A 23,964-nucleotide genomic window follows, 5' to 3' on the forward strand; every position below is an offset into this window, starting at 1 on the left:
TAGAGGTGTAAAATGATGTGGGATTTTCCGAAAAAGTGGTTAGGTTTAGTAGCTATTATTGGAACTTTACTTTTTCTTGTTTTTTGGAAAACGAACCAGAGTGTAGAACGAACGCCTATTACAATGAATGTGCAAGAGAAGGAGATAGAAAAAAAGGATAAACCGAAAATATCGGATACAAAGGAACAGAAAAGAACAATTATAATTGATGTGAAAGGAGCGGTTAGTAAAGAAGGTGTATATGAAATGAAGGAAGGAGATCGCGTAAAGGATGCGGTTCAAAAGGCTGGTGGTTTTTTATCAGAAGTAGATATGAAAAAAGTGAATTTAGCACAAATTGTACAAGATCAAATGCTTCTTTATATACCGAGTAAAAATGAGTCAGAACAAGGGATGTTTACTTCTTCTAAGGAAGATGGCAAGATTCGAATAAATACAGCGGCGAAAGAGCAATTGGAAAAAATTACGGGGATTGGTTCTCGAAAGGCAGAAAGTATTTTGAAATATCGAGAAGAACATGGTCCGTTTCAGAAAATAGAAGATTTATTAGAGATTGATGGGATTGGTGCGAAGTCTCTTGAAAAGATAAAAGGTCAAATTATTATTCCGTAAAAGATTGACGAAGTTTTTCTTCTTTCGCTACACTACAAGTAGACAAAAAAAGTAGGTGAAAAATATGGAACGAATTTCATGGGATCAATATTTTATGACGCAAAGCCATCTACTATCGTTACGTAGTACATGTACAAGGCTTGCGGTAGGAGCGACAATCGTTCGCGATAAAAGAATTATTGCTGGTGGATATAATGGTTCGATTAAAGGTGGCGTACATTGTATAGATGATGGTTGTTACGTAATCGATAATCATTGTGTTCGGACAATTCATGCCGAAATGAATGCTTTATTACAATGTGCCAAGTTTGGTGCGAAAACAGAGGAAGCAGAAATTTACGTTACGCATTTCCCTTGTTTACAATGTTGTAAGGCAATTATTCAAAGTGGTATTACAGCGGTTTATTATGCGCAGGATTATAAAAATCATCCATACGCCATAGAATTATTTGAACAAGCGAATGTAACAGTGAAGCACGTTCCGTTAGAATATGATATTGCTGCATTAGAGGAGCAAAAAAGTTATACGGAGTTAAAAGAATTATTTGCGTCTTTAGAAAAAGATAATTTATCAATGGAAGAATTACAGCATGTATTCACGAAAGCAAAAATGATGCTATAAGGAGTGAGTATAAGTTGCAGGAACAATGGGGGTATGTTGCAATCTCGTTTATAATAGGGATTGCAATTGCCTTTTCCTCGTCACTTTTATTGATAGTTTTTTGCCTCTTTTTAAATGTTTGCTTCTGTTTATATCGCACTTCGCGTAAAACCTTCATTTTTTGCATTGTAGCGTGCTTTAGTAGCGCTATATACACTTCCTGTGTTCAAGGGTGGAATAAGCCTCTAGGAGAGTCCTATGGGGTTACAAGAGGGGTTATACAAAATATGCCGCTTGTTAATGGGGATCGCCTATCTTTTCAATTTGAAGACCAGAATAAAAATATAGTGCAGTTAAGTTATAGAATAAAATCAGCCTTGGAAAAGGAAAAAATGCAACAATTATACGCAGGGATATCATGTATATTCGAGGGTGAGAGGAAAGAACCGCAAACAGCTCGGAATTTTCATGGTTTTAATTACCGTGATTATTTATATAAGCAACATATTCATTTCACATTTGAGGCTACATATATTTCTGAATGCTATAAAACATCACTGTCGCTCATGCAATGGATTCTTCTTTTGAGGCAACAAGCAATTTCCAAAGTTACAGAAATGTTTCCGGAGCAATCAGGTGCTTTTATGAATGCGTTACTATTTGGTGGTAGACAACAAATGACGTTTGAAGTAGAAGAGCAATATCAACAGTTTGGTCTTGTACACTTGTTAGCAATTTCAGGTTCGCACATTGTATTGTTAATGGCGATAGTATATTTTGTTTTGCTGAGAAGTGGTGCGACGAGGGAGGTAGCAACAATTTGCCTTATCGTCTGTATTCCTTTGTATATGGTTTTAGCAGGGGCGTCACCATCTGTTATAAGAGCTTCTATAACAGGAGTTTTGATGTTGATTGCTTTTATGTGCTCGATTCGTTTATCTAGTTTAGATGCTTTAAGTGTAACAGCTATATGTATGCTTATATATGACCCTTATCTTGTTTTTAATATTGGATTTCAGTTTTCTTTTGTAGGTAGCTTCGCTTTACTTTTGTCTGCTCCGCTATTATTAGGGAGTAGCAACGGAGTAATCCGAAATGCTATTTATATTTCTATCATTTCACAGCTCGTTAGTACTCCGATTTTGTTATATCACTTTGGTTATTTTTCTCCATATAGCATTTTCCTCAATCTCTTATACGTCCCGTTTTTATCTATCATTGTATTACCATGTAGCATTATTATTTTACTGTGTATGCCAATTGTCCCGTTTCTCGCAAAAGGATTTGCGAATGTATTATCAATAGGCTTGAGTATGTCTAATGATTTTCTAAGTTATTGTGAAAGTTTACCATTTACCCAGCTTGTTTTTGGGAAAACGCCCTTTAATCTTGTAGCTGTATATTGCGCGAGTATTGTCAGTATATTGATGGTTTGGGAAAGGAGAGCGCCGAAAAAAATGGTGTGTATAGTTGTAAGTGTATTTCTTTTTATTAGCACGTGTCATTATGTATATCCATATTTTAGAGAAAGCGGAAGTGTAACATTTATTGATGTTGGACAAGGTGATGCAATATTGATTCGCCTTCCGTATGATAAAGGGATTTATCTTATTGATACAGGTGGAACACTTCGTGTGAATAAGGAAGAATGGCAACAAAAAAAGCATGAATTTTCTGTTGGAACTGATGTTTTAATACCCTATTTACAAAAGGAAGGTATTAAAACAATCGATAAATTAATCGTAACGCATGGAGATGCAGATCATATAGGTGCTGCGCAAGAATTATTATCATATATACCTGTAAAAGAAGTTGTATTTGGCCGAAAGGGAAAAGATGCAGTATTAGAAAAAGTAGTAAAGAAAAAGGCATTAGAAAAGGAAATGAAAATAACTGAAGTGGGGGAAGGGGAGAGTTGGAGTATAAATGAAGCAGAATTTTTCGTTTTAGCTCCAAAAGGAAAAGAAAAAAGCGAAAATAACGCTTCAATTGTAATATGGGCAAAATTTGGAGGACTGACGTGGCTATTTACAGGTGATTTAGAAGAAGAAGGAGAGAAGTTTTTAGTATATGCGCATCCAGATTTGCGAGTGGATGTTTTAAAAGTTGCTCATCATGGGAGTAATACGTCATCTATAGAGTCTTTTTTGAACGTTATACAGCCCCGTGTAGCGATTATATCTGTTGGTAAGCAGAATAGATATGGACACCCGCATAAAGAAGTGATAGAGCGTTTTGAGAAGATGGGGAGTGCGATATGGCGCACGGACCAGCAAGGTGCTATTTCCTATGTTTTTAAAGGGGAAAATGGAACCTTTCAAAGTAAAATCACATATGATAAGACATATAATAGTTGAAAAAGAGAAGACTGCCATGAAGTGGCAGCCTTTAAGAACCGATAAATTTAATAACAGTTGCAATGATGAAAAGTGTTGCGAAAAAACCAAATGAGACGATAAATCCTACCCCTGAATCAATAGCGTCATTGCGTTTACTTTGAACGTTTTGTTCAAAATCATTCATTTAGAATCCCTCCCCAACATTCCACTTTAGTATAAAATATTGTCAGAAAAAAATCTACAATTTCCATGTGAAGAGAAAACAAGCTTTTTTGCTACTTTTAGATCATGAAGTAACGTAAGTTTTTTGTTTCCAAGCATGTTAACAGTTGGCACTTATACTCGAATTTTTATTGTGAATAATAAAGGGAAGGTGATTACCGCACACCAATAAGAAACCCGGGGCTTATTGCGTGGCGTTTAATATAAATAAAGGGACGGGTTATAAAGCCTGTTCCTTTGTACTTGTAAAACAAAAGCGAGGGCATTAGTATAAATATATATTGTCAAGTTAGGGAGTAGGAAAAAGTATGAGTGATATACATAAAAAAATTAAAAAGAAACAGTTCGCTCCGTTATATTTACTATATGGAACGGAAGTTTTTTTTATAAATGAAACGATAAAGCTTATTACGACAGAAGCACTTGAAGAGGAAGATAGAGAGTTTAATGTTGTGACATACGATTTGGAAGAAGCGTATTTAGAAGATGTGGTTGAGGATGCGCGTACGCTTCCTTTCTTTGGAGAACGAAAAGTACTGTTAATAAAATCACCGCTATTTCTGACTTCGCAAAAAGAAAAGTTAGAGCAAAATATAAAAATTTTAGAAGAATATATTGGTGAACCTTCTCCATTTTCTATTCTTGTTTTTGTTGCGCCTTACGAAAAACTTGATGAGCGAAAAAAAATTACAAAACTATTAAAGAAAACAGCTGATGTAGTAGAAGCGAATGCGATGCAAGTGCAGGATGTTCAGAAGTGGATTATTGCTCGTGCAGATGAAGTGCATGTGCACATTGATAACGCGGCTGTTAGTTTGTTGCTAGAGCTTGTGGGAAGTAATGTAACGATGTTGGCGAAGGAAATGGACAAGTTAACGTTATACGTTGGTATGGGCGGAGAGATTACGACGAAACTTGTTGCAGAGCTTGTGCCAAAATCAGTTGAGCAAAATGTATTTGCTTTGACAGAAAAAGTGGTAAAAAAAGATATTGCAGGTGCAATGCAAATTTTGGATGGATTATTTACGCAGCAGGAAGAACCGATTAAATTGCTTGCGTTATTAGTGAGTCAATTCCGTTTGTTGTATCAAGTGAAAGAGTTACAGCAACGTGGTTATGGGCAAAATCAAATTGCATCTCATATTGGTGTACATCCGTATCGTGTAAAGTTGGCGATGAATCAAACGAAATTTTTCTCTTTTGAAGAATTAAAAAAAGTGATTATAGAATTAGCGGAAGCTGATTATAGTATGAAGACGGGAAAGATGGATAAGAAACTTGTGCTCGAGTTTTTCTTAATGCGATTAAATCATATGTGATGACACAAAAAAAAGTTCATGTACCTAGTGCATGAACTTTTTTTGTATATAAAAAAACGATCCAAATGGATCGTTTTTTAAACGCCTTACGCGTTTACTTGTTTCGCTAAGCGAGATTTTTGACGAGATGCAGCGTTTTGGTGGATAAGACCTTTACGAGCTGCTTTGTCAAGTTTTTTAGAAGCAGTTTTGAAAGCTTCTTTAGCATTTTCAAGATCGTTATTAGTAACTAAAGCTTCTACAGTTTTAACAGCAGAACGCATGTCAGACTTGATAGAAGCGTTATGTGCACGACGCTCTTCGCTAAGTTTAGCGCGTTTGATAGCAGATTTGATGTTTGCCATACTTTTCACCTCCCTGGTGCAATCGAATGACTCGATTCTTACATAGAACAAGTGATATTCTATCAAACGGTGAAGAGAATTGCAATAGTATATCCATGAAATTTCACGTAAAGGAAAGAATGACCTTATATAACTTTGGGAAATCTAACGATATTTACTATGAATTACGGAGGAGATACGATGAAAGAACCATTGGATTTAAGTAAATATAGCGTTAGAACTGACCTTGCTGTAGAAGCTCATCGAATGTTGCAAGAAAGCCAAGGAGAACAAAAAGGGATACAGGGAGTAATTGTAAAAGAGAGGGAAGAAGAAGGTACTATAATTACAAAAGTAACAATTGATGAAGCTGCCTCTGAAGCGATGGGTAAAAAACCTGGAAATTATTTAACGCTTGAAGTACAAGGTATACGTCAGCAAGATACAGAACTTCAACAAAAGGTGGAGCGTATTTTTGCAAAAGAATTTTCTTATTTCTTAGAAGAGGTTGGTGTTACAAAAGAAGCGAGCTGTTTAATTGTAGGCCTTGGGAATTGGAATGTAACACCGGATGCTCTTGGGCCAATAGTTGTAGAAAATGTATTAGTAACGAGACATTTGTTTCAATTGCAGCCTGAAAGTGTAGAAGAAGGATTTAGGCCTGTTAGTGCAATTCGACCGGGGGTAATGGGAATTACCGGGATCGAAACGAGCGATGTTATTTATGGGATTATTGAGAAGACAAATCCAGACTTTGTAATTGCGATTGACGCATTAGCTGCCCGTTCTATTGAACGAGTAAATAGCACGATACAAATTTCTGATACTGGAATCCATCCAGGATCGGGGGTTGGGAATAAACGTAAGGAACTAAGTAAAGAGACATTAGGTATCCCTGTTATTGCAATTGGTGTTCCGACTGTGGTCGATGCCGTTTCGATTACGAGTGATACGATTGATTTTATTTTGAAACATTTTGGTCGAGAGATGAAAGAAGGAAACAAACCTTCACGATCTTTGTTACCAGCGGGATTTTCATTTGGAGAAAAGAAAAAATTAACAGAAGAAGATATGCCAGATGAAAAGAGCCGAAATATGTTTTTAGGTGCTGTTGGTACGTTGGAAGAAGAAGAAAAAAGAAGGCTGATTTATGAAGTACTATCGCCTCTTGGTCATAATTTAATGGTGACCCCAAAAGAAGTAGATACTTTTATTGAGGATATGGCGAATGTAATAGCGAGTGGTTTAAATGCAGCGCTGCATCATCAAATTGATCAAGATAATACAGGAGCGTATACACATTGAGGGAGAAAGATGATAATAGTTTGAGTCGTTTTGCGCTTTTGTGTATATGTAGTGTAGCTTTATGTTTACTTATGATGATAGCAGGAGTGTCACTTGCTAATCATGGTTTGAAAAGTATGAAAGGTTATCGGCAATTGTCGTATGAACAAATAGCTCATATGACAGGGACAGAGAGTACAGGTGTTGAATCAGAAATTTTGGGTAGTTCGTTTTCAGCTTCAGAAAAACAACAACAATTAGAACGTTTAAGAAGTTTTAATGTTGTAGAAGGAATTGGGATGGCGGTAGCAAGTGTAGCTTATGAAATGACGAAGTTCGGAACGGATATAGTTGTTGGGAAAATAAAGGGGATTTTTAGCTAAGAGTAACATGGGAGGCGGTTGTTTTACTGATTTGTAAGACAACCGTTTTAAAATTTGAAAAGGGTTTGTCTCTTATGGTTTATTCGCATAAGATATAGATAGAATGATTTGTATCGTAAGCAGCACGAGTTTTCATTGAATCTTTGTTGCTCTATTGATATAATCAGTGCTAGTGTATATTGGCGAGACTATTAGGAGTTGAGAACATAGATGAACAAAGAAGAAAGAGCAAAAAGACAGTCCAAAATTCGTAATTTCTCTATTATTGCTCATATTGACCACGGAAAATCAACGTTAGCAGACCGTATTTTAGAGAAAACAAATGCGTTAACACAACGCGAAATGAAAGCTCAGTTGCTTGACTCTATGGATTTAGAGCGTGAGCGTGGTATTACAATTAAATTAAACGCAGTACAATTAAACTATAAAGCAAAAGATGGTGAAGAGTATATTCTTCATTTAATTGATACACCAGGACACGTCGACTTTACGTACGAAGTATCTCGTAGTTTAGCGGCTTGTGAAGGCGCGATTCTTGTAGTAGATGCAGCGCAAGGTATTGAAGCGCAAACGTTAGCGAACGTATACTTAGCGCTTGATAACAACTTAGAAATTTTACCAGTTATCAATAAAATCGACTTACCAAGTGCGGATCCAGAACGTGTACGTCAAGAGGTAGAAGATGTAATTGGTTTAGATGCATCAGAAGCGGTACTTGCTTCTGCGAAAGCTGGAATTGGTATTGAAGAAATTTTAGAACAAATTGTTGAAAAAGTACCAGCTCCAGCAGGTGATTCAGAAGAGCCGTTACAATGTATGATTTTCGACTCTTTATATGATCCGTACCGTGGTGTAATTGCTTATATCCGTGTTGTAAATGGAACGGTAAAAGTTGGCGATAAAGTACGTATGATGGCAACGGGTAAAGAATTTGAAGTAACAGAAGTAGGTGTATTTACACCGAAAACTACGCAACGTGATGAGTTAACAGTAGGTGATGTAGGTTTCTTAGCAGCATCTATTAAAAACGTAGGTGATACACGTGTTGGTGATACGATTACACATGCGAAACGTCCAGCTGCAGAGGCGTTACCAGGTTACCGTAAATTAAACCCGATGGTATTCTGTGGGCTGTATCCAATTGATTCTGCTCGTTATAACGATTTACGTGATGCGTTAGAAAAATTAGAGTTAAACGATTCTGCTCTTGAGTTTGAACCAGAAACATCTCAAGCGTTAGGATTTGGTTTCCGTTGTGGATTCTTAGGACTTCTTCACATGGAAATCATTCAAGAACGTATTGAACGTGAATTTAAGATTGACTTAATTACAACAGCGCCAAGCGTTATTTATAAAGTTTATTTAACAAACGGTGAAGATGTTATTGTTGATAATCCATCTAATATGCCAGATCCACAGTCTATCGATCGTGTAGAAGAGCCGTTTGTGAAGGCTTCAATTATGGTTCCGAATGACTATGTTGGAGCTGTAATGGAAATTTGCCAAGGTAAACGTGGAACGTTTATTGATATGCAATATTTAGATGAAACGCGTGTTACATTAACATATGAAATCCCGTTATCAGAAATCGTATATGACTTCTTCGATCAATTGAAATCAAATACGAAAGGGTATGCATCATTTGACTACGAGTTAATTGGTTATAAACCATCTAAACTTGTGAAAATGGATATTCTTTTAAATAATGAACAAGTAGATGCTTTATCATTTATCGTACACCGTGATTCAGCGTATGACCGTGGTAAAGTAATTGTAGAGAAATTAAAAGAATTAATTCCGAGACAACAGTTCGAAGTGCCAATTCAGGCGACTATCGGAAATAAAGTTGTAGCCCGTTCTACAATTAAGGCGATGCGTAAAAACGTACTTGCAAAATGTTACGGCGGTGACATTTCTCGTAAGCGTAAACTTCTTGATAAGCAAAAAGAAGGTAAAAAACGTATGAAGTCTGTTGGTTCTGTAGAAGTGCCGCAAGAGGCATTCATGGCTGTACTGAAAATGGATGACAACTAATATTTGAAATAAAAAAGAAGTCGTTTGTGCGGCTTCTTTTTTCTGTATAATTACTTTTTAGACATCTGAGCAGCTCTCATTTACAATAATGAGAGAGCTTTTTAGTTCATATAGAGTTAGGAGATTGTTAATGTCCGAAAATATTCGAAAAGATATTCAAGATAAAATACAAAATGGCAATTTTAATTGTGAAAAGGAATTGACGCTTTCTATTATTAGTGGAAAGTGGAAAGTTGTGATACTGTGGCATCTTGGTGTGGAAGGGCCTCATCGTTTTAGTGAATTACAACGGTTATTCCCAAGCATTTCTCATAAAGTTTTGTCGAACCAATTAAAAGAGTTAATGGAAGATGGGATTGTTGATCGAACAGTATATCCCGAAATTCCTCCTCGTGTTGAGTATTATATGACGGAACTAGGCATGTCGCTTTTACCGATCGTTGAAATGATGTATGATTGGGGAAAAATGCGAATGGAACAAATTCGTAATACGTTAGAGAAGTAGAGAATCCTCCGGAGTGCGGAGGTTTTCTTTTTAGAAAGGTAGGAGTTATATTTGGTACAAGCTGCATATATTCATATTCCGTTTTGTCAGCACATTTGTCACTATTGTGATTTTAATAAAGTGTTTATTGAACGCCAACCGGTTGATCAATATTTAGATTATTTAGAGAAGGAAATAATAAATACGGTTCAAAAAGTTCCGTTTGATAGTATGAAAACGATTTTTGTGGGCGGTGGAACTCCGACAGCGTTAAATATGGAACAGACAAAAAAATTACTCGAGATTATTAATCGTCATTTGCGTCCGTTTGCTCCGAATTGTGAATTGACATTTGAAGCGAATCCAGGAGATCTACCGAAAGAGAAGTTGAATGTACTACTAGAAGGTGGAGTGAATCGAATTAGTTTTGGTGTGCAAACGTTCCGTGATGAACTGCTTGAGAAAATCGGGCGCAAGCATACGAGGGAAGATGCATTCCTAGCGATTCGAGAAGCTCGGGAAGTAGGCTTTAAAAATATTAATGTAGATATTATTTATGCTTTGCCAGGACAAACGATAGAAGATGTGATGGAAACATTAGACATTGCTTTTACGCTTGGTGTACAACATTTCTCGGCATATTCATTAATTGTGGAACCAAAAACAGTGTTTTATAACTTAATGAATAAAGGGAAATTGCGTCTTCCGGGTGAAGACCATGAAGCGAAAATGTATGAAATGGTAATGGATGAAATGGAGAAAAACGGTTATAACCAGTATGAAATTAGTAATTTCTCAAAAGGTGACAATAAAAGTAAACATAATCTCACATACTGGAATAATGAAGAGTATTATGGCTTTGGAGCTGGAGCTCATAGTTATGTGAATGGGGAACGTATTCAAAATGTAGGTCCGCTGAAGCAATATTTTAATAAAATTGATGAAACAGGATTTCCGTATTTAGATGTTCATAAGGTGACGGAGAAAGAAAGAATGGAAGAAGAACTGTTCTTAGGACTTCGAAAAACGAAAGGTGTTTCTAAAACGGCATTCCGCAATAAATTTAATGTGGAGATGGATCAAGTTTTCGCGAAGCAGTTACAAAGCAATCAAGAACAGGGATTACTTGAAGAGGAAAATGGACATGTGCGTTTAACGCGAAAAGGAAAATTATTAGGGAATGAAGTATTCCAATCATTTTTGATTGACTAATTAAATGTTTCATGGGCGTGAAAAAGTTTCATTATTTCGTGACGTTTCCGTTGACAATTGAATGTCAATTTTGGTAAGTTATTAATAGATTTAGCACTCGAAGACAAAGAGTGCTAACAGAGGTGATGATGAGATGCTTACGGAACGTCAGCTCTTAATTTTACAAACAATTATTGATGACTTTATTGGATCAGCGCAGCCTGTTGGGTCTAGAACGTTGGCTAAAAAAGATCAAATTACATTTAGTTCAGCTACTATTCGAAATGAAATGGCGGACTTAGAAGAATTAGGTTTTATTGAAAAAACACACAGTTCTTCTGGACGTGTTCCTTCTGAGAAAGGCTACCGATTTTATGTAGACCATCTTTTAGCGCCGCAAAACTTACCGAACGCTGAAATTGTACAAATTAAAGATTTATTTGCTGAAAGAATTTTTGAAGCGGAAAAAATTGCACAGCAATCTGCTCAAATTTTATCAGAACTTACGAATTATACGGCCATTGTTCTTGGACCGAAGTTAAGTACAAATAAACTTAAAAATGTACAAATTGTGCCGCTTGATCGTCAAACTGCAGTCGCTATTATTGTAACTGATACAGGGCATGTACAAAGTAAAACGATTACCGTTCCGGAATCTGTTGATTTATCAGATTTAGAAAAAATGGTTAATATTTTAAATGAAAAGCTATCTGGCGTACCGATGGAAGAACTTCATAATAAAATCTTTAAGGAAATTGTTACAGTTTTACGTGGGTATGTTCATAATTACGATAGTGCAATAAAAATGTTAGATGGTACATTTCAAGTTCCGTTATCGGAAAAGATATACTTTGGAGGCAAAGCAAATATGCTTTCGCAGCCAGAGTTCCATGACATTCAAAAGGTTAGATCTTTGCTTACCATGATTGATAATGAAGCCGAATTTTATGACATTTTGCGTCATAAACAAGTCGGGATTCAAGTGAAAATTGGTAGGGAAAACACTTCGACGGCTATGGAGGATTGCAGTTTAATTTCTGCAACATATTCGATCGGCGAAGAGCAACTTGGAACAATTGCTATTTTAGGTCCTACGAGAATGCAATATTCTCGTGTAATTAGTTTGTTACAGTTATTTACGAGACAATTTACTGATGGACTTAAAAAGTAAATGAGAGTAATACATTCGCTCAAGTGATGAAATTTTCATTGCTGTGTGTAATATATAATGTTTAGGTAATCATGCTATACATGATACCTAATACCTTTTAAGGAGGTGAATATTGTGGAAGAGCGTAACGAACAAGTGGTAGAAGAAGTAAAAGAAGTGCAAGTTGAAGAAGCTGTCACGCCAGAAAACAGTGAAGAAACTGTAGAAGAAAAAAGTGAGGCTGCTCTTTTACAAGAAAAAGTAGATGAGTTACAAGCGAAACTAACGGAAACGGAAGGTCGCACATTACGTCTACAAGCTGATTTTGAAAATTATAAGCGCCGTGTCCAAATGGATAAACAGGCTGCTGAAAAATATAGAGCACAAAGTCTAGTTTCAGACATTTTGCCAGCTCTTGATAATTTTGAAAGAGCGATGCAAGTGGAAGCAACTGATGAGCAAACGAAATCCTTATTACAAGGTATGGAAATGGTGCATCGTCAATTGCTAGAAGCGTTGACTAAAGAAGGTGTGGAAGTGATTGGAGCTGTTGGTAAACAGTTTGATCCTAATGAACACCAAGCTATTATGCAAGTGGAAGACAGTGAATTTGAATCAAACGCGGTTGTGGAAGAATTCCAAAAAGGTTATAAACTAAAAGATCGTGTAATTCGCCCATCAATGGTAAAAGTAAATCAATAATTTACATAAAAGTAGGAGGATTAGCCATGAGTAAAATTATCGGTATTGACTTAGGTACAACAAACTCTTGTGTAGCTGTTATGGAAGGTGGAGAACCAAAGGTTATCCCAAATCCAGAAGGCAACCGTACAACACCTTCTGTTGTAGCTTTCAAAAATGAAGAACGTCAAGTTGGGGAAGTTGCAAAGCGTCAAGCAATTACAAACCCAAATACAATCATGTCTGTTAAACGTCATATGGGTACAGACTACAAAGTAGAAGTTGAAGGTAAAGATTACACACCTCAAGAAATTTCTGCAATCATTTTACAAAACTTAAAAGCTTCTGCTGAAGCATACTTAGGTGAAACAGTAACGAAAGCTGTTATTACAGTACCTGCATACTTCAACGATGCAGAGCGTCAAGCAACGAAAGATGCTGGTCGTATCGCTGGTTTAGAAGTTGAGCGTATCATTAATGAGCCAACAGCAGCAGCACTTGCTTACGGTTTAGAAAAACAAGATGAAGAACAAAAAATCTTAGTATATGACTTAGGTGGCGGTACATTTGACGTATCTATCCTTGAGTTAGCAGACGGCACATTCGAAGTTATTTCAACTGCTGGTGACAACCGTCTTGGTGGAGATGACTTTGACCAAGTTATCATCGATCACTTAGTAGCTGAGTTCAAAAAAGAAAATAACATTGATTTAAGCCAAGATAAAATGGCGCTTCAACGCTTGAAAGATGCAGCTGAAAAAGCGAAAAAAGATCTTTCTGGTGTAACACAAACACAAATTTCATTACCATTCATTAGTGCTGGAGCTGCTGGTCCATTACACTTAGAATTAACGTTAACAAGAGCGAAATTCGAAGAACTTTCAGCAGGTCTTGTTGAAAGAACATTAGAGCCAACTCGTCGTGCATTAAAAGACGCTGGTTTTGCTCCAAGCGAATTAGATAAAGTTATTCTTGTTGGTGGATCTACTCGTATCCCAGCTGTACAAGAAGCTATTAAACGTGAAACTGGTAAAGAGCCATATAAAGGTGTAAACCCTGATGAAGTTGTAGCATTAGGTGCTGCAGTTCAAGGTGGCGTACTTACTGGTGATGTAGAAGGCGTACTATTATTAGATGTAACTCCACTTTCTTTAGGTATTGAAACTATGGGTGGTGTGTTCACGAAATTAATCGAGCGTAACACTACAATTCCAACAAGTAAGTCACAAGTATTCTCAACAGCTGCTGATAACCAACCAGCAGTAGACATTCACGTATTACAAGGTGAGCGTCCAATGTCAGCTGACAACAAAACGTTAGGTCGTTTCCAATTAACAGACCTTCCACCAGCACCACGTGGTATTCCACAAATCGAAGTAACATTCGATATTGATGCGAACGGTATTGTTAACGTACGTGCGAAAGACTTAGGAACAAGCAAAGAGCAAGCTATTACAATCCAATCTTCTTCAGGTCTTTCTGATGAAGAAGTAGATCGTATGGTACAAGAAGCAGAAGCAAATGCTGACGCTGACCAAAAACGTAAGGAAGAAGTTGAACTTCGTAACGAAGCTGACCAACTTGTATTCCAAACAGACAAAGTTGTAAAAGATTTAGAAGGTAAAGTAGATGCAGCTGAAGTTGCAAAAGCAACAGAAGCGAAAGAAGCATTACAAGCTGCAATTGAGAAAAACGAGCTTGAGGAAATTCGTGCGAAAAAAGACGCTTTACAAGAAATCGTACAACAATTAAGTGTTAAATTATACGAGCAAGCTCAAGCAGCTGCTGGTCAAGCAGAAGGTGCGCAAGGTGCACAAGACGCTGGCGTGAAGAAAGATAATGTAGTTGACGCTGAGTTTGAAGAAGTAAAAGAAGACAAGTAATTCAACTGCAAAGATAATAAGTAAGATGACAAAAAGTCAAAGTCAAGCGTGCCTTGACTTTGGCTTTTTTCACGAATGAGGAGAAATGTGTGAGGTTCTTAAGTTTTTTGCTTTGCATACTGTAAGTGAGGAAACTTTGTTGCAAAGCACTTTCTTTCGGTGTTAAAATTACGTTTATGTGAAAGATTCGGGGGTTGCAAATTTATGAGTAAACGAGACTATTATGAGGTCCTTGGACTTAGCAAGGGCGCTTCAACAGATGAAATTAAAAAAGCGTATCGTCGTTTGGCTAAAAAATACCATCCAGACGTAAGCAAAGAAGAAAATGCGCTTGAAAAGTTTAAAGAAGTACAAGAAGCATACGAAGTGTTAAGTGATGATCAAAAGCGTGCGCAGTACGATCAATTTGGTCATGCTGGTGCAAATCAAGGCTTCGGTGGATTTGGCGGCGGAGGAGACTTCGGCGGTGGCTTCGGTTTTGAAGATATATTTAGTTCTTTCTTTGGCGGTGGTGGTGGCAGACGTCGTGATCCGAATGCTCCGCGCCAAGGTGCTGACTTACAATATCAAGTCACTTTAGATTTTGAAGAAGCTATTTTTGGTAAAGAATTAAACGTGGAAATTCCAGTAGAAGATCCATGTGATACTTGTAAAGGTAGCGGTGCAAAACCAGGAACTTCAAAAGAAACATGTAAACATTGTTCAGGATCAGGTCAAGTGAGTGTAGAACAAAATACACCGTTTGGTCGTATTGTGAACCGTCAAGCTTGTGGTCATTGTTCAGGTACTGGGCAAATGATTAAAGAAAAATGTACGACATGTCACGGTTCTGGTAAAGTTCGTAAACGCAAAAAAATCAATGTTAAAATTCCAGCAGGTATCGATAATGGTCAACAAATTCGTGTATCTGGAAAAGGTGAAGCTGGCGTAAATGGTGGACCAGCAGGAGATTTATATGTAGTCGTTCATGTAAGAAGTCATGAATTCTTTGAGCGTGAAGGAGATCACATTATTTGCGAAATGCCATTAACATTTGCACAAATGGCACTTGGTGCTGAAGTGGAAGTTCCTACTGTTCATGGTAAAGTGAAGCTGAAAATCCCAGCAGGAACACAAACTGGAACAGAATTCCGCTTAAAAGGAAAAGGTGCTCCGAACGTACGTGGATACGGTCAAGGAGATCAATATGTAGTCGTTCGCGTTGTTGTACCGACGAAATTGACTTCACATCAAAAAGATTTATTACGTGAATTTGCAGGGCAAGAAGAGCAGGATGATAGTTTGTTTGGAAAGCTTAAACGTGCTTTCAAAGGGGAATAATGGAAATAAAAAATGGAGTTGGTAAATTGTGAAATGGTCAGAAGTTAGTATTCATACAACAGAAGAAGCAGTAGAAGCTGTCTCTCATATTTTACACGAGGCTGGTGCTAGTGGAGTTGCTATTGAGGACCCAGCGGAGTTAACGAAAGAGCGCGAGCAACAATATGGTGAAATTTATGCATTGAATCCAGATGAATATCCGGCGGAAGGTGTATTAATAAAAGCATATTTTCCGCAAACGGATTCTTTACATGAAACGATTGCAGGTGTAAAATCATCTATTGATGTGCTTCCTTCTTACGACATTGAAATTGGTACTGGAAATATTACCGTTAACGAAGTCAATGAAGAAGATTGGGCTACTGCTTGGAAAAAATATTACCATCCAGTACAAATTTCTGATACATTCACAATCGTACCGACGTGGGAAGAATATACACCATCTTCTCCTGATGAAAAAATCATTGAATTAGACCCAGGTATGGCGTTTGGTACAGGAACTCATCCAACAACAACGATGTGTATTCGTGCTTTAGAAAAAACAGTACAGCCAGGTGACGCTATCATTGATGTAGGAACAGGTTCTGGTGTGCTTAGTATTGCAGCGGCAAAATTAGGTGCGTCTTCTGTTCAAGCATATGATTTAGATCCGGTTGCAGTTGAAAGTGCAGAAATGAATGTGCGTTTAAATAAAACAGATGATATCGTGTCTGTTGGGCAAAATAGTCTTTTAGAAGGTATTGAAGGTCCTGTTGATTTAATCGTAGCTAACTTATTAGCAGAAATTATTCTTTTATTCCCTGAAGATGCAGCGAGAGTTGTGAAGTCAGGTGGATTATTTATTACATCGGGCATTATTGCTGCGAAGGAAAAAGTAATTTCTGAGGCGTTAGAACAAGCTGGATTTACAATTGAAGAAGTGTTACGAGTGGAAGATTGGGTAGCAATTATTGCACGAAATGCGTAATATAGATTTTAGTCTATAATGAAAAGGGGAGTCTCTCACTATAAGGTGAGGGACTTGCCGTTTGTTATATGAAAAATGATAATGTTTCGTTCTTTTCGTAAGTGTTGACTTACGAAAGGAACGAAACTCTACTAAGGTGATTATATGCAACGTTATTTTGTAGAAGAAAAACATGTAAGTGAAGCAAAAATTCGCATTGTAGGTGATGATGTACATCACATTGCGAGAGTAATGCGTATGACAGCTGGCGATCAAATTTATTGCTGTGTAAACGGAAAAACAGCAGTATGTTCAATTGATGAAATTACCAGTGAATTTATTAATACGGCTATTGTAGAATGGGTAGAGGCGTCAAGTGAACTTCCTGTTTTCGTGACGATTGCAAGTGGACTGCCAAAAGGAGACAAGCTAGAGTTAATTTTTCAAAAAGGAACTGAGCTTGGGGCAGCTGCATTCTTACCATTTCAAGCATCTCGCTCTATCGTAAAATGGGATGCGAAAAAAGCTGATAAAAAAGTTGAGCGTTTAAGAAAAATTGTGAAAGAAGCTGCGGAACAATCACATAGAAGTGAAATTCCAGAAGTACATGCTCCGGCATCATTTAAGCAATTGCTTTCAATGAGTGGTGAGTATGATGTTTGTCTTGTTGCTTACGAAGAGGAAGCAAAACAAGGCGAGAAATCTAATTTTGCGAAAGCTTTAACGATAATGAAACCAGGTCAAAAACTATTGATTGTATTTGGCCCAGAAGGCGGTTTAGCTGAGGAAGAGATTACAGCGCTTCGTGAACATAAATTTGTACCATGTAGTTTAGGACCAAGAATTTTAAGAACAGAAACGGCGCCGTTATACGCGTTAAGTGCTGCTTCGTATCATTTTGAATTGATGGGGTGATGATCAATGTCAACTGTTGCGTTCCATACGTTAGGTTGTAAAGTAAACCACTATGAAACAGAAGCCATTTGGCAATTGTTTAAACAAGGTGGTTATGAAAGAACAGAATATGAAAAGAAAGCTGATGTATATGTTATTAACACATGTACAGTAACGAATACTGGGGACAAAAAAAGCCGTCAAGTAATCAGACGTGCTGTGCGTCAAAATCCAGATGCAGTTATTTGTGTAACGGGATGTTATGCACAAACATCTCCAGCTGAAATTATGGCGATTCCAGGTGTAGATATCGTAGTTGGTACACAGGATCGTGAAAAGATGTTAGATTACATCGAAGAATTCCGTAAAGAGCGTCAACCAATTAATGCTGTCCGCAATATTATGAAAACACGTGTGTACGAAGAACTTGATGTACCTTATTTCACGGATCGTACACGTGCGTCTTTAAAAATACAAGAGGGTTGCAATAACTTCTGTACATTCTGTATCATTCCTTGGGCGCGTGGTTTAATGCGTTCTCGTGATGGAAAGGAAGTTATTAAACAAGCACAACAATTAGTGGATGCAGGCTATAAAGAAATCGTATTAACGGGTATTCATACAGGTGGATACGGCGAAGATATAAAAGATTATAACTTAGCTGGATTACTTCGTGATATGGAAGCGGAAGTAGGCGGATTAAAACGCCTTCGTATTTCTTCTATTGAAGCGAGTCAAATTTCAGATGAAGTAATTGAAGTGTTAGATAAATCTGAAGTAGTTGTACGTCACTTGCATATCCCGTTGCAATCTGGCTCTAATACTGTATTAAAACGTATGCGTCGTAAATATACGATGGAATTCTTCCAAGAGCGTTTAGATCGTTTGAAAGAAGCGTTACCAGGCCTTGCAATTACATCTGACGTAATCGTTGGTTTCCCAGGTGAAGCAGAAGAAGAATTCATGGAAACATACAATTTTATTAAAGAGAACCGCTTCTCTGAGTTACACGTGTTCCCTTATTCAAAACGTACAGGAACACCTGCAGCGCGCATGGAAGATCAAGTTCCTGAAGATGTGAAGAACGATCGTGTTCATCGTTTAATTGAGTTATCTAATCAATTAGCGAAAGAATATGCATCAGCGTTTGAAGGTGAAGTGCTTGAAATTATTCCGGAAGAGCAATTTAAAGAGGGCGACCGTGAAGGGTTATATGTAGGTTATACAGATAACTACTTGAAAATTGTATTTGAAGGATCAGAAGAATTAATTGGTAAGCTAGTGAAAGTGAAAATTACGAAAGCTGGTTATCCATATAACGAAGCGCAATTTGTTCGTGTTCTTGAAGATGATGTGAAAAAAGAATCAGCAAGCGCATAAAAAGAGCGTGCAACCGGAAACGGTTTGCATGCTTTCTTTATTTTTGAAGAGGTTAAGTACTAGAAGGTGGGGAGGCGTTTCGTGCATCCCTGTATGAAAAAAGATGAAATGATAAAAATATAGTTATCTTCATGAAAGAAGGATACTAGCTATTTGCATAACTTTTGAAAAGGAAATGCTTCTATTCTTCTTTTATTCTGCCAAATAGTTGACCTGAAGTGATAAAATGTATTATAATCGTAAAAGACATGCTGAAGAAGTGTTTCTTTTTGCATGCTGAAGTTAGTATGTAAGTGTGATGTTTCGGAGGGAGGGAAAGAGAATGTCAAAAACAGTCGTTCGTAAAAACGAGTCTTTGGAGGATGCACTTCGCCGTTTTAAAAGATCGGTTTCTAAAACTGGTACACTTGCTGAAGCAAGAAAGCGCGAGTTTTATGAAAAACCAAGTGTAAAACGTAAGAAGAAATCTGAAGCGGCAAGAAAGCGTAAATTCTAAGAGAGGGTGTAAGTTATGAGTCTTCTCGGTCGTTTAAACGATGATATGAAACAAGCGATGAAGAATAAACAAAAAGAAAAATTAACCGTTATTCGTATGGTTAAGGCTGCTTTACAAAATGAAGGTATTAAACTGCAACATACTCTTACTGAAGAAGAGGAAGTAACAGTTTTAGCTCGTGAAGTAAAACAGTATAAGGACTCCCTCCTTGAATTTAAAAAAGCTGGTCGTGAAGACCTTGTTAATAAACTGCAAAGTGAAATTCAGATTTTAAGCGCATATTTGCCAGAGCAATTAACTGAAGAAGAACTAGTTGATGTAATCAAGCAAGTTATTTCTGAAGTTGGTGCGACTTCTAAAGCAGATATGGGTAAGGTGATGACTGCTGTTATGCCGAAAGTAAAAGGTAAAACAGACGGATCACTTGTGAATAAGTTGGTTATCCAGCTATTAGCATAAAAAAACGTCTCATTTCGTATGAGACGTTTTTTTATTGTTCTTATTAAGGAAAAACACTATATTGCTTAAAAAGCGTTTCTGTAAGTGATAGAAACGCCTCTGGTATGTAAAAAAGGTAACGGCCTTAGTTGTGATTAATCCCACCATAAAAAAAGCTTTTTCGTTTTCTTAATTTCTTCGACTAACTCCTCAATGCTTTCTATTCCTTGTTCCACTATATCTGGACAAAATTCATACATTTCTTGCGCGAAAGATTGCATTTCTTCGTCTGTAGGTAACACGCTAAAAATGGCATCAACCCAGTCATGATCTGCACCGATTATGATAAAAGGATAGCGATCATTCCATTTTCTTAGTTTAAAAATAACATCTATATTGCTAACTTCGTAATTAACGCCATTTGTTTGTTGGATTGTAAGGATATCAAATTGGCCATTTCCTTGTGTAATTGCAATTCTACACTTACTCTTACTTCCTTGACTAAAACTTCTTTCGCAAATAAAAGCTAAGTATCCAAGCTTCTGAACCTCAGATTGAAGTTTTATAACTTGCTGTTCAGCATAATTCTCAAAGGTAACGAAAGAGACTCCGGCTATTTTAGATTTTGAATCAGTTGCATAAAAGGGCTGGATGCTGCTGTTAGTAACTTGTTTTATAACATTTAAAATTTCTTGACTAAATCCAATTTCCTTTCGTATTTCCTCGCTTATTAATTCATTTTTTGTTTTTTAATGACTCCTAATATTTTTTTGAAATTCATATAACAACCACCTATAAGATATTCTTACTTACACCGCAAAATTCAGAGTGGAGCAATTTCCTTTTTCGAATTTTATCTTATTTGTCTAATGAATGACAACTACTTATTCTATGGTCAGTATGTCACACCCAGAACAAATTGTAACAGGGTTTTTCAAGTTTCTAACTGCTCGCTAGGCTCAATTTCTTAATGTAACTTGTACTGATATCCCCTAGGGGCGCATATTCTTGTATTAATACTTCTATTATTATGGGTAACATCCTCTGATCCATCATTGTCCCGATAAATATGATTTCATATAGCGACTGTTTTAATTAACATGAGATGAACACTTACAGAATATAGTTATGTTAGTGAAGTCGTTATAACACGATAGGCACTTGTGAAGAAATACATATATATATGGGATGAGGAGGGGGTCTTTCGAGATGAAGAAATTAGAACAAATGAAAAATTGGTTAACAAAACAAGTAGACCTACCAGTGGATGTATTAATGGATCTGCCTCGGATTACTCTTGTTGGGCAAATACATATTTATATAGAAAATCATCGGGGGCTATTAGTGTTTTCAGATAAAGAAGTGCGATTGCTTTTAAAACACGGTCAATTACTAATTAAAGGACAATCCTTTGTTATTAAAACGATTCTTCCAGAGGAGCTTTTGCTCGAAGGGATAATTGAGCAAGTAACATTTTTAGAAAATGAGAAAAAAGGTGATTGAAGTGAAACTTCCATTTGTGAAGTTTTTCTTCTTTATCTTGTAAAAGTTCCGTTGATAGAGATCGATTACATTTTTACTCTGTTTCATTTTAGTACGAGCTATTTTAATGCTTCAAATGAAAAGTGGTATATCTACTTTTAGAAAGGTAGTGAAGGTGGTAAATGAAAAATAAATGGTTTATAAAGTGGCTTGGATATGTAAAAGTGCGAATTGAAGGTAGAGGAGCGGAACGGTTTGTTAATGAATGTGTACGGAGGAATTTATTAGTTTGGGATGTTAGGAAGATAGCTGATGAAACGTTAGTTTTTTGTATGTTGTTACGCGATGTGAAAAAAATAAAACCAATTTATAGAAAAAATGAATGTAAATTATATTTTATTGGACGTTATGGTTTTCCTTTTTGGAATAAGCGTTTAATTAAAAACAGTGGATTTTTAATTGGGTTTTTAATTTTCTTTTTTGGCGTGATTACAATGTCAAATATGGTTTGGAAAATTGAAATTTCAGGAGCAAAACCTGAAACAGAATATATATTGATGAAAGAATTGGATAAAATGGGTATTCAAAAAGGGAAACTACAGTTTCAAATGCCGAATGTAGAAGATGTACAACGCCATTTGACAGATAATATTAATGCCATTACTTGGGCGGGACTAGAAGTAAGAGGAACAACGTATCATTTTAAAATCGTTGAAAAAAACGAACCGAAAAAAGAAAAGGAACAAAGGCCGCAAAATTTAGTAGCAAAAAAAGAAGCGATTATTACAAAAACGTTTGTAGAAGTTGGAAAGCCGGTTGTACTGAAAAATGATCATGTAGAAAAAGGGCAGATTCTCGTATCGGGAATATATGGTAATGAGGAAAGTCCGACGATTGTTTCAGCGAAAGGTATTGTGTATGGCGAAACGTGGTATACGTCTAAGGTAGATGTCCCACTAAAGACGCAATTCCAAGTGTATACTGGTAATGTATATAATGAACATTTTCTTAAATTTGGGGATATGAAAATAAAAATATGGGGATTTCAACATGATAAGTATAAACGCTCTCGTACTGAAAGTGTAAAGCATGATGTGAAATTATTTGGTTTTACACTGCCGATTGCATATGAAAAAGATGTTGTAAGAGAAGAGGAAGAAGCGAATCGAGAATATACAGAAAAGCAAGCGCTGAAAGTAGCGAAAGAGATGGCTGAAAAAGAACTAAAGAAAAAATTGGATGAACATGCTATGATTGTAAGTGATAAGATTTTGAGTAAAAAGGTTGAGGCGGATCAACTAAAAGTCACATTGCATTATACTGTGGTTGAAAATATTGCAGAGCCACAACCAATATCCGAATCCGATATTCAAGGAGACTGAGTAATGGCAGAACAATTAGTAGAAATGAACCAACAATTGGAAAATACTAACGAAGCAATCGCTCTTTTTGGAGTCAATGATGCGCATTTAAAAGTAATTGAACGAGAACTGAATGTATCGATCGTAACTAGAGGAGAAACTGTTCATGTATCTGGGGCAGTTGAAACGGTGACACTCGTAGAAAAAATCTTACAGCAATTACTTGTTGTAATTCGTAAAAGTATATCAATTTCAGAGAGAGATGTTGCGTATGCAATTCAGCTCGCACAACAAGGGAAAATTGCTCAATTTGAAGAGTTATATGAAGAAGAAATTTTCAAGACTGCAAAAGGTAAATCCATTCGTGTAAAAACAATGGGGCAAAGACGATATATTCATGCGATGAAGAAGAATGATATTGTCTTTGGGATAGGGCCTGCAGGAACTGGAAAAACATACTTAGCTGTAGTAATGGCTGTGAGGGCTTTAAAACAAGGATATGTAAAGAAAATTATTTTAACAAGACCTGCTGTAGAAGCTGGAGAAAATTTAGGTTTTTTACCAGGGGATTTGAAAGAGAAGGTGGATCCATACTTACGTCCATTATATGATGCCTTACATGATATTCTTGGACAAGAATATACGCAGCGTATGATGGAGCGAGGAGTAATTGAAATCGCGCCGCTTGCTTATATGAGGGGACGTACGCTTGATGATTCATTTGTTATTTTAGATGAGGCTCAAAATACAACGGGTGCTCAAATAAAAATGTTTTTAACAAGGTTAGGTTTTAGTTCTAAAATGGTTATTACAGGAGATCCTTCACAAGTAGACTTGCCGAAAGGGGTAAAATCAGGGCTATCTATAGCTGCTAATATTTTATCTGGTGTATCAGGTCTGTCATTTATTACATTAGAACAAACGGACGTTGTGAGACATCCATTGGTGCAACGTATTATTGAGGCATATGATAAAATGGAATGATCCTATTTGTCAGGATCATTTCTTTTTGTATGATAAGGTTGGCGAACGTCGTATTTTTTACTATCATGAAAGATAAGGAAAATAAACTATAGGTACTGGTATAAAATGTTGCCTCAAAGTATCGTTGGGTAGAAGAAATGAAAGCTATAAATAGTTT

The 23,964-nt window shown here is 36.6% G+C and carries 24 protein-coding genes; 21 read left to right on the forward strand and 3 right to left on the reverse strand.

Features of this window, described 5'->3' with window-relative positions:
- Positions 1 to 12: 12 nt before the first annotated feature.
- The 3 genes from MR170_RS06905 (at position 13) to MR170_RS06915 (ending at position 3,570) form a co-directional block, all read left to right on the forward strand.
- Positions 13 to 612, forward strand: coding sequence for a helix-hairpin-helix domain-containing protein (locus tag MR170_RS06905; protein ID WP_029443325.1), 600 nt, complete (start codon positions 13 to 15; stop codon positions 610 to 612).
- Positions 613 to 676: 64 nt separating this feature from the next.
- On the forward strand, positions 677 to 1,234 hold the full coding sequence (locus MR170_RS06910; RefSeq protein ID WP_029443324.1) for a ComE operon protein 2: 558 nt from the start codon (positions 677 to 679) through the stop codon (positions 1,232 to 1,234).
- Positions 1,235 to 1,248: 14 nt separating this feature from the next.
- Positions 1,249 to 3,570, forward strand: a complete 2,322-nt coding sequence (locus MR170_RS06915) for a DNA internalization-related competence protein ComEC/Rec2 (RefSeq protein ID WP_242307813.1) — start codon at positions 1,249 to 1,251, stop codon at positions 3,568 to 3,570.
- Between the two features lie 31 nt (positions 3,571 to 3,601).
- Here the strand turns inward: MR170_RS06915 and MR170_RS06920 are convergent, their stop codons facing one another.
- Positions 3,602 to 3,736, reverse strand: a complete 135-nt coding sequence (locus MR170_RS06920; protein ID WP_000997609.1) for a YqzM family protein — start codon at positions 3,734 to 3,736, stop codon at positions 3,602 to 3,604.
- Positions 3,737 to 4,082: 346 nt separating this feature from the next.
- On the opposite strand from MR170_RS06920, the gene holA reads away from it, so the two are divergent.
- Entirely contained in the window at positions 4,083 to 5,093 is a 1,011-nt protein-coding gene (holA, locus tag MR170_RS06925) for a DNA polymerase III subunit delta (protein ID WP_242307816.1), read from the forward strand.
- Positions 5,094 to 5,179: 86 nt separating this feature from the next.
- Here holA and rpsT read toward each other — a convergent pair whose 3' ends face one another.
- Positions 5,180 to 5,437 (reverse strand): 30S ribosomal protein S20, encoded by a 258-nt coding sequence (gene rpsT / locus MR170_RS06930; RefSeq protein ID WP_001274012.1) that lies wholly within the window; start codon positions 5,435 to 5,437, stop codon positions 5,180 to 5,182.
- A gap of 180 nt (positions 5,438 to 5,617) precedes the next feature.
- Here rpsT and gpr point away from each other — a divergent pair, with 180 nt between their 5' ends.
- The 14 genes from gpr to MR170_RS07000 all read left to right on the forward strand — a co-directional run bounded on the left by gpr (position 5,618) and on the right by MR170_RS07000 (position 20,001).
- A complete protein-coding gene (gene gpr, locus MR170_RS06935) occupies positions 5,618 to 6,721 on the forward strand; it encodes a GPR endopeptidase (protein WP_226604949.1) in 1,104 nt (367 codons plus the stop codon).
- Positions 6,718 to 7,083: a YqxA family protein gene (locus MR170_RS06940; protein ID WP_001207095.1), complete on the forward strand. Its 366-nt coding sequence runs from the start codon at positions 6,718 to 6,720 to the stop codon at positions 7,081 to 7,083. Before gpr ends, MR170_RS06940 begins: the two co-directional genes overlap by 4 nt.
- A 210-nt stretch (positions 7,084 to 7,293) precedes the next feature.
- On the forward strand, positions 7,294 to 9,117 hold the full coding sequence (lepA, locus tag MR170_RS06945) for an elongation factor 4 (protein ID WP_001030948.1): 1,824 nt from the start codon (positions 7,294 to 7,296) through the stop codon (positions 9,115 to 9,117).
- Between the two features lie 130 nt (positions 9,118 to 9,247).
- On the forward strand, positions 9,248 to 9,622 hold the full coding sequence (locus tag MR170_RS06950) for a winged helix-turn-helix transcriptional regulator (protein ID WP_001293539.1): 375 nt from the start codon (positions 9,248 to 9,250) through the stop codon (positions 9,620 to 9,622).
- Between the two features lie 51 nt (positions 9,623 to 9,673).
- Positions 9,674 to 10,813: a radical SAM family heme chaperone HemW gene (hemW, locus tag MR170_RS06955; protein ID WP_242307818.1), complete on the forward strand. Its 1,140-nt coding sequence runs from the start codon at positions 9,674 to 9,676 to the stop codon at positions 10,811 to 10,813.
- Positions 10,814 to 10,946: 133 nt separating this feature from the next.
- Positions 10,947 to 11,963, forward strand: a complete 1,017-nt coding sequence (gene hrcA, locus MR170_RS06960; protein WP_016080253.1) for a heat-inducible transcriptional repressor HrcA — start codon at positions 10,947 to 10,949, stop codon at positions 11,961 to 11,963.
- 114 nt (positions 11,964 to 12,077) lie between these two features.
- Entirely contained in the window at positions 12,078 to 12,644 is a 567-nt protein-coding gene (gene grpE, locus MR170_RS06965; protein WP_242307820.1) for a nucleotide exchange factor GrpE, read from the forward strand.
- 26 nt (positions 12,645 to 12,670) lie between these two features.
- Positions 12,671 to 14,506 (forward strand): chaperone protein DnaK, encoded by a 1,836-nt coding sequence (dnaK, locus tag MR170_RS06970; RefSeq protein WP_016080254.1) that lies wholly within the window; start codon positions 12,671 to 12,673, stop codon positions 14,504 to 14,506.
- 204 nt (positions 14,507 to 14,710) lie between these two features.
- A complete protein-coding gene (gene dnaJ, locus MR170_RS06975) occupies positions 14,711 to 15,826 on the forward strand; it encodes a chaperone protein DnaJ (protein WP_016080255.1) in 1,116 nt (371 codons plus the stop codon).
- 28 nt (positions 15,827 to 15,854) lie between these two features.
- Positions 15,855 to 16,793, forward strand: a complete 939-nt coding sequence (gene prmA / locus MR170_RS06980) for a 50S ribosomal protein L11 methyltransferase (RefSeq protein ID WP_242307823.1) — start codon at positions 15,855 to 15,857, stop codon at positions 16,791 to 16,793.
- 144 nt (positions 16,794 to 16,937) lie between these two features.
- The gene (locus tag MR170_RS06985; protein ID WP_242307826.1) at positions 16,938 to 17,687 is read left to right on the forward strand and encodes a 16S rRNA (uracil(1498)-N(3))-methyltransferase; all 750 of its coding nucleotides are present in this window, start codon (positions 16,938 to 16,940) and stop codon (positions 17,685 to 17,687) included.
- A 6-nt stretch (positions 17,688 to 17,693) separates the two neighbouring features.
- Entirely contained in the window at positions 17,694 to 19,046 is a 1,353-nt protein-coding gene (gene mtaB, locus MR170_RS06990; protein ID WP_242307830.1) for a tRNA (N(6)-L-threonylcarbamoyladenosine(37)-C(2))-methylthiotransferase MtaB, read from the forward strand.
- Between the two features lie 322 nt (positions 19,047 to 19,368).
- Positions 19,369 to 19,542, forward strand: a complete 174-nt coding sequence (rpsU, locus tag MR170_RS06995) for a 30S ribosomal protein S21 (protein WP_000048061.1) — start codon at positions 19,369 to 19,371, stop codon at positions 19,540 to 19,542.
- 15 nt (positions 19,543 to 19,557) lie between these two features.
- Positions 19,558 to 20,001, forward strand: coding sequence for a GatB/YqeY domain-containing protein (locus MR170_RS07000; RefSeq protein WP_000054582.1), 444 nt, complete (start codon positions 19,558 to 19,560; stop codon positions 19,999 to 20,001).
- Positions 20,002 to 20,135: 134 nt separating this feature from the next.
- Here the strand turns inward: MR170_RS07000 and MR170_RS32450 are convergent, their stop codons facing one another.
- Entirely contained in the window at positions 20,136 to 20,711 is a 576-nt protein-coding gene (locus MR170_RS32450; RefSeq protein ID WP_346749464.1) for a DUF4253 domain-containing protein, read from the reverse strand.
- Between the two features lie 478 nt (positions 20,712 to 21,189).
- Here MR170_RS32450 and yqfC point away from each other — a divergent pair, with 478 nt between their 5' ends.
- The 3 genes from yqfC to MR170_RS07020 all read left to right on the forward strand — a co-directional run bounded on the left by yqfC (position 21,190) and on the right by MR170_RS07020 (position 23,807).
- Positions 21,190 to 21,483 (forward strand): sporulation protein YqfC, encoded by a 294-nt coding sequence (gene yqfC / locus MR170_RS07010; RefSeq protein WP_000732269.1) that lies wholly within the window; start codon positions 21,190 to 21,192, stop codon positions 21,481 to 21,483.
- A gap of 161 nt (positions 21,484 to 21,644) precedes the next feature.
- Positions 21,645 to 22,844, forward strand: coding sequence for a sporulation protein YqfD (yqfD, locus tag MR170_RS07015; protein ID WP_098138146.1), 1,200 nt, complete (start codon positions 21,645 to 21,647; stop codon positions 22,842 to 22,844).
- 3 nt (positions 22,845 to 22,847) lie between these two features.
- Complete coding sequence (locus MR170_RS07020) at positions 22,848 to 23,807, forward strand: PhoH family protein (RefSeq protein ID WP_000840520.1); 960 nt, start codon at positions 22,848 to 22,850, stop codon at positions 23,805 to 23,807.
- The last annotated feature ends 157 nt before the right edge of the window (positions 23,808 to 23,964 follow it).

It is taken from the genome of Bacillus cereus group sp. BfR-BA-01524, from assembly GCF_022662595.1.
GTDB lineage: Bacteria > Bacillota > Bacilli > Bacillales > Bacillaceae_G > Bacillus_A > Bacillus_A thuringiensis_S.

Coding starts and splice junctions, on each gene's coding strand:
- MR170_RS06920 (WP_000997609.1), bottom strand. CDS start 3,736: ATGAATGATTTTGAACAAAACGTTCAAAGTAAACGCAATGACGCTATT.
- yqfC (WP_000732269.1), top strand. CDS start 21,190: ATGAAGAAATTAGAACAAATGAAAAATTGGTTAACAAAACAAGTAGAC.
- holA (WP_242307816.1), top strand. CDS start 4,083: ATGAGTGATATACATAAAAAAATTAAAAAGAAACAGTTCGCTCCGTTA.
- MR170_RS07000 (WP_000054582.1), top strand. CDS start 19,558: ATGAGTCTTCTCGGTCGTTTAAACGATGATATGAAACAAGCGATGAAG.
- hrcA (WP_016080253.1), top strand. CDS start 10,947: ATGCTTACGGAACGTCAGCTCTTAATTTTACAAACAATTATTGATGAC.
- yqfD (WP_098138146.1), top strand. CDS start 21,645: ATGAAAAATAAATGGTTTATAAAGTGGCTTGGATATGTAAAAGTGCGA.
- rpsT (WP_001274012.1), bottom strand. CDS start 5,437: ATGGCAAACATCAAATCTGCTATCAAACGCGCTAAACTTAGCGAAGAG.
- gpr (WP_226604949.1), top strand. CDS start 5,618: ATGAAAGAACCATTGGATTTAAGTAAATATAGCGTTAGAACTGACCTT.
- dnaJ (WP_016080255.1), top strand. CDS start 14,711: ATGAGTAAACGAGACTATTATGAGGTCCTTGGACTTAGCAAGGGCGCT.
- MR170_RS06985 (WP_242307826.1), top strand. CDS start 16,938: ATGCAACGTTATTTTGTAGAAGAAAAACATGTAAGTGAAGCAAAAATT.
- MR170_RS07020 (WP_000840520.1), top strand. CDS start 22,848: ATGGCAGAACAATTAGTAGAAATGAACCAACAATTGGAAAATACTAAC.
- MR170_RS06905 (WP_029443325.1), top strand. CDS start 13: ATGATGTGGGATTTTCCGAAAAAGTGGTTAGGTTTAGTAGCTATTATT.
- mtaB (WP_242307830.1), top strand. CDS start 17,694: ATGTCAACTGTTGCGTTCCATACGTTAGGTTGTAAAGTAAACCACTAT.
- MR170_RS06950 (WP_001293539.1), top strand. CDS start 9,248: ATGTCCGAAAATATTCGAAAAGATATTCAAGATAAAATACAAAATGGC.
- rpsU (WP_000048061.1), top strand. CDS start 19,369: ATGTCAAAAACAGTCGTTCGTAAAAACGAGTCTTTGGAGGATGCACTT.
- dnaK (WP_016080254.1), top strand. CDS start 12,671: ATGAGTAAAATTATCGGTATTGACTTAGGTACAACAAACTCTTGTGTA.
- MR170_RS06910 (WP_029443324.1), top strand. CDS start 677: ATGGAACGAATTTCATGGGATCAATATTTTATGACGCAAAGCCATCTA.
- lepA (WP_001030948.1), top strand. CDS start 7,294: ATGAACAAAGAAGAAAGAGCAAAAAGACAGTCCAAAATTCGTAATTTC.